Source organism: Neomegalonema sp., from assembly GCF_028688855.1.
GTDB lineage: Bacteria > Pseudomonadota > Alphaproteobacteria > Rhodobacterales > Rhodobacteraceae > Neomegalonema.
In genome coordinates this window covers 1-9,794 of the sequence record NZ_JAQTXI010000042.1, presented here as the reverse complement: position 1 = coordinate 9,794, position 9,794 = coordinate 1, and the positions used below count along the sequence as shown (strand labels likewise).

Below are 9,794 nucleotides of genomic sequence, written 5' to 3'. Positions count from 1 at the left end.
TCACGACGACCCTTGCGCCGGGGATGGTTTCGCCGCTTTCGGAATCCCGCACCACGACGGTGAGTTCGGCGGGCAGGACGGGAGCGGGAACGGGGGTCAGCTCCGGATCCACCTGGTCGCGTCCCCCTGCGGAGAGGGGATCGGAGGTCCGGGAATCGACGGCCGCCGGAGGATATGCGGTCGAGCCTGCGGGAGGGACCGCCGTAGCCGTATAGATTCCGCCGCTGGGGCAGGCCGCCGCATCAGCGCCCAGATCGATGCGATAGACATGTCTTCCTGCGGCGTCTGCGGTCTGGGCGGCGTTTTCGCCGAAGAGGCAGGCGTTGGGCAGGGGCTGGCCGTTCGGCCCGCTCACGACGACCCTTGCGCCGGGGATGGTTTCGCCGCTTTCGGAATCCCGCACCACGACGGTGAGTTCGGCGGGCAGGACGGGAGCGGGAACGGGGGTCAGCTCCGGATCCACCTGGTCGCGTCCCCCGAAGGAGAGGGGGTCGGAGGGCTTGGAATCGACGGCGGCCGGAGGATATGCGGTCGAGCCTGCGGGAGGCCTCGCCGTGACCGTATAGATTCCGCCGCTGGGACAGGCGGCGTCAGCCCCGATGTCGATGCGGTAGAGATAGCCGCCCGGATTCGGGCCGCCTTCCGGATCGGCGGTCCGCGCGGCGTCTTCGCCGAAGAGGCAGACGGCGGGCAGGGGCTGGCCGTTCGGCCCGCTCACGACGATCCTTGCGCCGGGGATGGGCTCGCCGCCGCCTCCGGTCTCCCGCACCACGCCGGAGAGTTCGGCGGGCCGGGGGGCGCGGGCGTCGAGCGGGATGTGGTGGTTGAGGACGGGCGTGGTGATCTTGGTGGCGCGCCATTCGCTCCAGTAGGGGGGGCGGGGCCATCCGGAGGGCGCCGCCAGAGCGTCGGAGACGAAATAGGCGCCGTCCCTGTTCGTGATTCCGTAAGCGGCGAAGGATTCGGGGGCCGCTCCGCCTTCGGCGGGGACCAGCGAGGAGATCATGTAATCGGGATGCGAGACGCGCATCTCCATCCGGACGGGCGCGACCGTATCGGGGCAAGTGGGATGCCCGTGTTCGAGGACGACGCTGTAGACGCCGTTCGCTCCGGTCGTGAGGATGGTGGTGAGGGGCTGTCCGCTCACCGGATCATAGTCGGGAGCTTCGTCCCAATAGAGATAGCAGGCCCTGTCGAGGGCTGCGCCCAGCTCGGCGTTCCAGAGCTGGACCTGCGCGTTCCGGATGGGCTCCCTTGTGCGCGAATCATGGATCACGCCTGTGAGCAGGACCGCGCCGAGGGCGGGAGAGGCCGTGGCGCCGAGCGCCAGACCTATGGCCAGGCCTTTGATCCATCTTTGGATTTTGAACATCTCGCATCCCTCGTCTCGTCCTTTTCCTTGCGGATTCGGACGCGGGCCTCCTCTGGCGGCGGCCTGATCTTTGGGAGCAGCATGGCGAAGCGCCCTTGCCAGAGCGTTGAGGGGAATTCGTTCCGCGATGAATTGGGGCGCCCGGAGCGCAAGCGCGCTTAAGGATGCGTTGAGAGGTCTTGAGGAGAAGTTGCGCAAACCTTGAGCGAAACTTGCGCAGAAGTCGGCTTGGGCGGGGTCTGCGCTGGACAAAGCCGCGCGGAGGCGTCATTCGGACCCCGTTTCAGCCCTTTCGAGGGCCGGATCCTGGTCGGATCCTGGGGGAGGCCCGATGACGAAGATCTATAAAATCTGCGACGAATCCTTCTGGCGGGCCGCGGCGGCTCTGGGCGTCTTCGCGGGCTCGGCGGACGACCTGCGCGACGGCTTCATCCATTTCTCGACGGCGTCTCAGGCGCGCGAGACGGCGGCGAAGCATTTCGCGGGCCGTCCGGGGCTTCTGCTGATCGCCTTCGACGCCGGGGCTCTGGGGCCTGATCTGCGTTGGGAGCCTTCGCGGGGCGGGGCCCTGTTTCCGCATCTGCATCGCGCCTTGAATCCTGAGGAGGCGCTCTGGTCCGAGCCTTTGCCGCTGGGTCCGGATGGAGTCCATGTCTTTCCGCCGGGGATGATCTGATGTTCGCTTCCGCCTTGCGGCTTCTGCCGCCCGAGACCGCCCATCGCCTTGCGCTCTGGGGCCTGGCGCGGGGGTTGGGCCCGCGCATTTCTCCGCCGGAGGATCCGGGCCTTCGCGTCGAGCTCTGGGGCCGGAGCTTCTCCCATCCGATCGGGCTTGCGGCGGGCTTCGACAAGAACGCCGTGGCGGTTCCGGGGCTCTTCGCTCTGGGCTTCGGCTTCGTGGAGGTCGGCGCCGTGACGCCGCGTCCTCAGCCCGGGAATCCTCAGCCTCGGCTGTTCCGGCTGACTCCGGATCGGGCGATCGTGAACCGGATGGGCTTCAACAATGCGGGCCTCGAAGCCGCGCGGGCGGAGTTGAGCGGCCTTCCGGAGCACCCCGGCCCGGTGGGGGTGAATCTCGGCGCCAACAAGGATTCGGAGGACCGCGCCGCCGATTACGAGGCGGGGATCCGGGCTTTCGCGCCTCTGGCGGATTTCCTGACGATCAACGTCTCTTCGCCCAACACCGAGCGCCTGCGCGATCTTCAGGGCGCGGCGGCTCTGGACGCGCTTCTGGGCCGTTGCCTCGACCTGCGCGATTCGCTGAAGGCGGAGGGGAAGGGCGCTGCGCCGATTCTGCTGAAGATCGCGCCGGATCTGGGCGCCTCCGAACTGGCCGACGTGGCGGAGATCTGCCTTGCGCGGCGGATCGACGGAATCGTGGCGACGAACACGACCTTGTCCCTGCGCGACCGGCTGAAGGATTCGCAGCGCGACGAGAAGGGCGGGCTTTCGGGGGCTCCGCTCTTCGAGCTGTCGACTCAGGTCCTGCGCGATCTGCGTCGGCTGACGCGGGGCGAGATTCCGTTGATCGGCGTGGGGGGCGTCTCGACGCCCGAGCAGGCCTGGACGAAGATCCGTGCGGGGGCTTCTCTGGTGCAGATCTACAGCGCGATGATCTACGAGGGCCCCGGCCTCGCGGTGAGGATCGCGCGGGGCTTGCCCGCTCTGATGAAGCGCGACGGCTTCAGGAGCGTCTCCGAGGCGGTGGGGACGGAGAAGCCCTGAGGCCCTGCTGGAGCCTTGTTTCAGATTACGCTGGATATTCATGCACGCAGGCCGCGCTCCTGGGAGAAAATGAAGCTTTCCGACGCATGGATTCCCTCACGTGTTCAGGGGGAATGGAATGATCGGTCTGACTCTCTCCGGCGGAGGGGCCAAGGGCGCCTATCAGGTCGGGGCCGTGGAGGCGCTTGTGGAAGCCGGCGTCCGCATCGACATGGTGTCCGGCGCGAGCATCGGCGCCTTGAACGGCGCGCTGATCTCCGGCGCGCCGGATCTGCGGTCTGGCGCCGAATCGCTGCGGGCCTTGTGGCGCGATCTCGGCGAAGCTTCGCCTGTCAGCGTCGATTTCCTGAGTTTCTTCAACCGTGTGGTTATCCCCACGATCCTGAGCGGGGGGCGGCTTGCGCCTTTTGTCCTCATGGACGATCTCAAGCTCTGCTCCTCCAGGCCTCTGCTGAATCTGATGGGCAAGCATCTGGATTTCGCGGCTCTCCAGAGGGGCAAGCCCTTCCACGTCTCGCTCTACGAGTCGGGCGCCGTTCCGCTTCTGCGCGTCGCCTTGGCCGAGCGGGGCATTCTGGACACGCCCGACTCCACATTCATGCACCTTCAGTCCCTGGCCCTCTTCGAGCAGCAGGACGCGCTTCTGGCTTCGGCGGCCATCCCGGGCCTCTACGCCTCCCGCGAGATTCGGGGCGTCCGCTATTCGGACGGCGGACAGGGCGGCTGGTTCACATCTCAGGGCAATACGCCGGTGACGCCCCTGATCGAGGCGGGTTGCGGCCTGATCTTCGTGATTCGCCTGAGCGACACGAATTGGGAGCGCCCTCCCGCGACCCGAGCGCGCTTCATCGATCTTCGTCCCTTGCAGCCGATCCGGCGCGAGGGCGGGCCGATGAACATGCGCGACGTGTTGAATTTCACGCCTGAGGCGCTGGAATCCTGGCGTCTGCAAGGTTACGCCGACACGAAGGAGCTCCTGACTCTGCCGCATCATGCGAAGCTTCTGCGCGCTTTCGGAATCAGATGAGAGGGGGCGGGGTCTTGTCTTCGCCCGTCTCTTCCCGAAGGCCGAAGACTCCGCCGGGCCCGAAGATCGGGTCGAAATGTCTGATGAGCGCGGAATCGAGATCGGTCATGGCGGCGGGGATTCCGAGATCCGCGAGACTCGTGACTCCATGTCCCCGGATGCCGCAGGGCACGATTCCGCCGAAATGGCCGAGATCCGGTTCGAGGTTCACGGCGATTCCATGGAGCGTGGTCCAGCGCCGGATGCGCACGCCGAGAGCGGCGATCTTGTCCTCGCGTTCGGGCGCGCCCTTGTCGGTGCGGCGGACCCAGACTCCGACGCGTCCGTCGCGCAATTCGCCCTGCACGTTGAATTCCGCGAGCGCCCGGATGATCCATTCCTCCAGCGCCTGCACATAGGCCCGCACGTCGGGCCGACGCTTCTTCAGGTCGAGCATGAGATAGACGACCCTCTGCCCTGGCCCGTGATAGGTGAATTCTCCGCCGCGCCCGGCGTCATAGACGGGGAATCGCTCGGCTTCGAGCAGATCGGCGCGTCTGGCGCTGGTGCCTGCGGTGTAGAGCGGCGGATGCTCCAGCATCCAGACGAGCTCTTCGGCCCCTTGGTCGCGAATCGCGGCGGCGCGGGCCTCCATTTCGGCCAGAGCCTCGGGATAGGGCGTGTAGCCCTGCGAGATTCGCCATTCCACCGCCATCTCCGACCCTTTCGCCGCATCCGCTCTTTTCCCATGGCTAATGCGCATGACGGGGCTTGCGCAAGTGCGGGAGGCTTTGCTATATCGCCGCGCAATGCGGTCGTGGCGGAATGGTAGACGCACTAGCTTGAGGTGCTAGCGCCGCGAGGCGTGGAAGTTCGAATCTTCTCGACCGCACCAGGATATGACCCCGACGCCCAGCGTCGGGGTTTTTCTTTTGCCGGACCTCACGGCGCGGCGAGCACGCCCCGGCAGGCCGGGGGCAGATCCTCCATGGTCAGCTCGATCTTTGGCGCGTCCGGGTCCGAGGGCTTGTAGGGTCCTTCGGTGTACCAGTAATCGAGATCGGCGCCGCATCCGTCTCCGACGGGAACGGGGGCCTGCCGCAGACAGAGCGGCGAATCGGCTGGGCACCCGAGCCGCACATGGAAATGGGCGTCATGGGCCCACCAGGGCCGCACCTTGGCGAGCCATGCGCGATCCTGCGGATGGGTCTCCTCGCAGAGCTTCCGCTTGATGGCCGGATTGACGAAGATCCTCTCGACTTCGGGGTCTTCTGCGGCGACGCGGATCATGGCCCGCGAGGTCTGCGGCCAGAGCGCCTCGTCGAGCTTGTGGCGTCCCTCGACGACGTCGAAGCTGGAGACGTCTTCGCGTTCGCGGGCGGTGGGCCTGACGGGCAGCATGGGCCTGAGCCAGACGTCCACGTCGAGCCCGATCTGATGGGAGGCGTGTCCGGTGAGCATGGGTCCTCCCCTGCGCTGGTTCATGTCGCCGACGAGAATCCCCGCGAGTCCGAATCGGGGCGCCTGGGCGCTGAAGCGGGCGATGAAGTCGATGAGCCGCGGATGTCCCCAGTTGCGTTCGCGCGAGAGCCGCATGACCGACCAGTGCGGTCCGTCGAGGGGCAGGGCGACTCCTCCGGCGAGGCAGCCCTTGGCGTAGGATCCGAGGGCGGCGGGGGGCAGACGGGCGGGGGTCCGGACCGCGCCGAACAGGGCCTTCGCGGGGCCTTTCTGATCTTGCGGCGCGATCTGCGCCGCCGCGGGGTCGGGGAGGGCGCCCGCCAGCCCGAGGGCCGTTGCGAGGGCGAGAAGGAGAGGGCGCATTCAGGGTCTCCGGATCGGGGTCTTCCGAGGGGGTGGATCCCCATCCTAAGGCTTTCATCCGCAAAGATTAACCCTGTGCTGACGAGCGTGACCCAAAGGTCGCGTCCGACCCCTCGCGGAGGAATTTTTCCTTCATGGCCCCAAGCCGTCTTGCGCCTGTCGTCGAAAGCGCTTATCTCGGCCTCACGACGCAAACGCACGCGCCTCTGGCCTCCAAGCTATGCAGCGACGGTCCGCGTCTTCTTTGGTCTCGACGGGCGGCGCAGGCCGTTCGCGTCCGAGGGGGATGGACTATGAACGCAGCTCTCATGGCCGGAGGGGCGCAGCCGCGCTCCGAGCGGCACGACGACTCCCAGATTTCCGAAGATCACCGAGAGGGGCACCACGCCCCCGAGCTTCGGCTCGTGCAGGCCCCGCGTCCGACGACGCCGCGCCGCATCGCCGAGCATCTGGCGGGAACCACCTATGACGCCGCGACCCTGATCGTGGACGTCCAGGGCATCGCCGCGCAATACGACCGCCTTGCGCGGGGCGTTGATCCTGCGCGGATCTATTACGCCGTGAAGGCGAATCCCGAAGCGGACGTGCTGTCGATGCTGGCGGGCAAGGGCTCGCGCTTCGACGTGGCCAGCCGCGGCGAGATCGACATGTGCCTTGCGGCGGGCGCGACTCCCGACCGCCTCTCCTTCGGCAACACGCTGAAGAAGGAGCGCGACGTCGCCTATGCGCGTCGTCTGGGCCTCGACCTCTTCGTCTTCGATTCGGAGGAGGAGCTTGCGAAGCTCGCGCGCTCCGCTCCGGGAGCGCGGGTCTTCTGCCGCCTGCTCATGGAGACGAGCGAGGCCGACTGGCCCCTGTCGCGCAAGTTCGGCTGCCCTCCCGAGGAGGCCGTCCGCCTGAGCCTGATGGCCCGGGATCTGGGCCTCGACCCGGTGGGCTACTCCTTCCACGTGGGCAGCCAGGCCCGCGAGCCCGAGATGTGGCGCGGGGCTCTGGGCGAGGCGGCCCGGACTTTCGCTCTTTCGCGGGCGGCGGGTCTGAATCCTTCGCTTCTGAACATGGGCGGCGGCTTCCCGGCGACCTACGAGAAGTCGGTGCTGAACGCCGAGGTCTACGCCCGTCGGGTGATGGAGTTCGCGCGGGGCGCCTTCGGCGGCTCTCTTCCGGCGCAGCTGATGGCCGAGCCCGGCCGCGGCCTTGTGGCCGAGGCTGGCGTGATCGAGACCGAGGTGGTTCTGGCTTCGCGCAAGCGCCCCGAGGATCCGGTCCGCTGGGTCTATCTGGACGTGGGCAAGTTCACCGGCCTCCCGGAGACTCAGGACGAGGCGATCCGCTACGTGATCGAGACGCCCCATGACGGCGGCGAGACCGGTCCCTGCATCCTCGCGGGCCCGACCTGCGACTCGGCCGACGTGATGTACGAGAAGGCGACGATCCAGCTTCCGCTGGCCCTCGAGGCCGGCGACAAGGTGCGGATCCTGGCGACGGGCGCCTACACCTCGACCTATTCGGCGGTGGGCTTCAACGGCTTCGCGCCCCTGAAGGTGGTCTGCGTCTGAGATCCCGAGGCCGCAGGGCCTGCATCCCGAAAGCCCGCATCCCCTATCCCCCGGGGTGCGGGCTTTTCCATGTCTGCGCGCTTCTGTTTCATTTCGGGTCGGCTTGCGGTTTCTTCCGGCGTCAGGGCTTCCGCCTGCGCTTCGGGTGTTCTGGCGAGGGCTGCGGGCCTTGCAGGGAGTCTTCGCCTAAGCTCTTCAGAATCTTCCGTCTCGTTTCCTGTCTCGCCGCCTTGAGGCGGATGAAGCTTTTCTGGCGCCTCCCTTGCTCGGTTTCCGGGGACTTCCGCGATTTCGTCCCGAAATGGATCGACCTCGCGCAGTTTTCCCTACGGGCGGTCAGCCGGAGACAGGATCATGTCCTTACATCACCAATCGGATGCGACGGGGCGTCGGCCGCTTCGGGTCTGGGTTCTTCTGGGGGTCGCGACGGCGGCTCTGGCGGGATGCGGGGGCGGCTCGCGTCAGGCGCTGATCGCCGAACCGACTTACGTGTCGATGGCGGAGGCTCAGCCGTTCACCTTCGCGCTTCAGCAGCGTTACCTTGAGCTTTCGAGCCGCGCCTACGACCGCGGCGACCGTCAGGGCGCGGATTTCTACGGCCTTCGCTCGATTCTCGCCATCGAGGGCAAGGCGGTGGAGCTCCTGACTCCCCGCGAGGCGGGTCTTCGGGGTCCTCTTGCGGAGGAGGCGGCTCTTGTGCGCCGTCGTCTGATCGGCGTCTTCGACGAGGGCGTGCGGATTCACGCGGCCGAGGACGCGGCGCGCGCCCAGGCGCTTTACGACTGCTGGCTGCGCGAGGCGGGCGCGGGGACGGATCCGGGTCAGATGCTGATCTGCCAGGGGGCGGCCCTGACGGCTCTGACCCGGCTCGAGGCCGCGATTCGCGGCGCGCCGCGTCTGGCGGACGAGCTTCCTCCGCAGTTCGTGGTCGGCCCGATGGGGCCTTCCATGCCGCCTCCGATGGCCGGATATCCGGCGGCGGGTCCCCTTTCTGCGCCGCAGGGGATCGCTTATGCGGCTCCCGGTCCCGCCGTGACGGTGCGGACTCAGGTGCATTTTCCTCCGGCTTCGGGAGTTCAGGCGCCGCCCGCTCTGGCGACGGGTTACGCGCCTGCGGCTCAGCCGCCGCTTCCCTATGCGCGTTATCAGGTGACGTCTCCGGTGGAATCGCAGCGCGGCTCCCCTTCGGCTCCCTACGACGCCCCGACCTATGCGGCGAGCGTCGATCTTCCGACGCCCGCTCCGGCTCCGACCGGGATTCTGTCGATGCCGCCTCAGGGCTTGAGCGGCCCCTTGCCTGCGCCGCGCTTCGCGGGCTCTCAGGGAGGAGGGGTCTCCGTCTCCATGGCTGCGCCGGGTCCGGTGCTGGCGCCTCCGTCCTGGACGGGCGCTCCGGCTGCGGGCTTCGCGCAGGCGGGGCTGCAGGGCCCGCAATATGCGGCTCTTCCTGCGGCTACGCCTGGGGTCGTTCTCCACGACGGCGGCTCCGGGCGCGCTCCGGCCCCTGCGCCGCGGGGCGAGGATCTGGCGATTCTCTTCCCTGCGCCGATGGGCGGGACGATCTCCGCCTCGCCTCAGGCCCTGTCCGCGCCCGGAGCGGGCTCTTCGCTTCCCGCGGTCGGGCTGGCGGATGCGCCGCCCCGTCCGATCCTTCCCGAGCCGCCTTCCGCTCCGGCCGAGCCTCCCCGCGCCCAGGTTGTTTCGCCTCAGGCGAGCGGGAGCGACGCGGGCCAGGCGATGGCTGCTGCTGCTCAGGAGCGGCCGCGCGGGCTGCCCGTCTTCTTCGAGTTCGGGTCGAACGACCTGACTCCTGAGGCGGAGGACATCCTCGACGATATCGCCGCCGAGGCGCGTCGTCGGAAGGCGCGGAGAATCAGCCTTGCGGGCTTCACCGACAGCGCCGGCTCTCCGCGTTACAATCAGCTTCTGGCGATGCGCCGCGCCCAGGCCGTGCGACTCGGTCTGGAGAAGCGCCTGGGTTCGAGCGTGGTCTTCGAGGTGCTTCCTGCGGGCGAGGCGGGCCAGGCGACCTCCACGGCGGACGAAGTGCGCGAGGCGGCCAATCGGCGGGTGGAAATCGCGATTCTGCCCTAAGACGATGATTTCATGACAGGATCCCTCTTTTGGGCGGCCCGGTGGGCCGCCTTTTTTCATGAAAATGCAAAAAAGACGTCGTTTTGCTGAAAATAGTTCTTGCTCGTTTGGTTTTCCCGGCCTATAAACCGCTCACCGACGGCGCAGACGCTTCGGCGGACGGCTCTGCAGTCTCTGAAATTTGAAATCGGGTCTTGACCTGGTGGAAATGAGG

At 67.6% G+C, this 9,794-nt stretch carries 8 protein-coding genes and 1 tRNA gene; 6 read left to right on the top strand and 3 right to left on the bottom strand.

What is annotated here, in order from left to right:
• Nucleotides 1-1,372, bottom strand: a 1,372-nt coding sequence (locus tag PHN62_RS17225) for a hypothetical protein (RefSeq protein ID WP_300152654.1), incomplete at its 3' end; no start/stop codon positions are given.
• 331 nt (nucleotides 1,373-1,703) lie between these two features.
• Here PHN62_RS17225 and PHN62_RS17220 point away from each other — a divergent pair.
• The 3 genes from PHN62_RS17220 to PHN62_RS17210 all read left to right on the top strand — a co-directional run bounded on the left by PHN62_RS17220 (nucleotide 1,704) and on the right by PHN62_RS17210 (nucleotide 4,124).
• Nucleotides 1,704-2,048, top strand: coding sequence for a DUF952 domain-containing protein (locus PHN62_RS17220; RefSeq protein ID WP_300152652.1), 345 nt, complete (start codon nucleotides 1,704-1,706; stop codon nucleotides 2,046-2,048).
• Nucleotides 2,048-3,097 (top strand): quinone-dependent dihydroorotate dehydrogenase, encoded by a 1,050-nt coding sequence (locus PHN62_RS17215; protein WP_300152650.1) that lies wholly within the window; start codon nucleotides 2,048-2,050, stop codon nucleotides 3,095-3,097. Before PHN62_RS17220 ends, PHN62_RS17215 begins: the two co-directional genes overlap by 1 nt.
• A 118-nt stretch (nucleotides 3,098-3,215) precedes the next feature.
• Entirely contained in the window at nucleotides 3,216-4,124 is a 909-nt protein-coding gene (locus PHN62_RS17210; protein ID WP_300152648.1) for a patatin-like phospholipase family protein, read from the top strand.
• Here PHN62_RS17210 and lipB read toward each other — a convergent pair.
• Nucleotides 4,117-4,866 (bottom strand): lipoyl(octanoyl) transferase LipB, encoded by a 750-nt coding sequence (lipB, locus tag PHN62_RS17205; RefSeq protein ID WP_300152647.1) that lies wholly within the window; start codon nucleotides 4,864-4,866, stop codon nucleotides 4,117-4,119. The genes PHN62_RS17210 and lipB overlap by 8 nt on opposite strands.
• A gap of 48 nt (nucleotides 4,867-4,914) precedes the next feature.
• On the opposite strand from lipB, the gene PHN62_RS17200 reads away from it, so the two are divergent.
• Nucleotides 4,915-4,998: transfer RNA gene (locus PHN62_RS17200), tRNA-Leu, on the top strand.
• A 47-nt stretch (nucleotides 4,999-5,045) separates the two neighbouring features.
• On the opposite strand, the gene mepA is transcribed toward PHN62_RS17200, so the two are convergent.
• A complete protein-coding gene (gene mepA / locus PHN62_RS17195; protein WP_300152646.1) occupies nucleotides 5,046-5,927 on the bottom strand; it encodes a penicillin-insensitive murein endopeptidase in 882 nt (293 codons plus the stop codon).
• Nucleotides 5,928-6,220: 293 nt separating this feature from the next.
• Between mepA and PHN62_RS17190 the strand changes: the two genes are divergently transcribed.
• Entirely contained in the window at nucleotides 6,221-7,486 is a 1,266-nt protein-coding gene (locus PHN62_RS17190; RefSeq protein ID WP_300152645.1) for a type III PLP-dependent enzyme, read from the top strand.
• Between the two features lie 354 nt (nucleotides 7,487-7,840).
• A complete protein-coding gene (locus PHN62_RS17185) occupies nucleotides 7,841-9,580 on the top strand; it encodes an OmpA family protein (RefSeq protein WP_300152644.1) in 1,740 nt (579 codons plus the stop codon).
• Nucleotides 9,581-9,794: the final 214 nt, after the last annotated feature.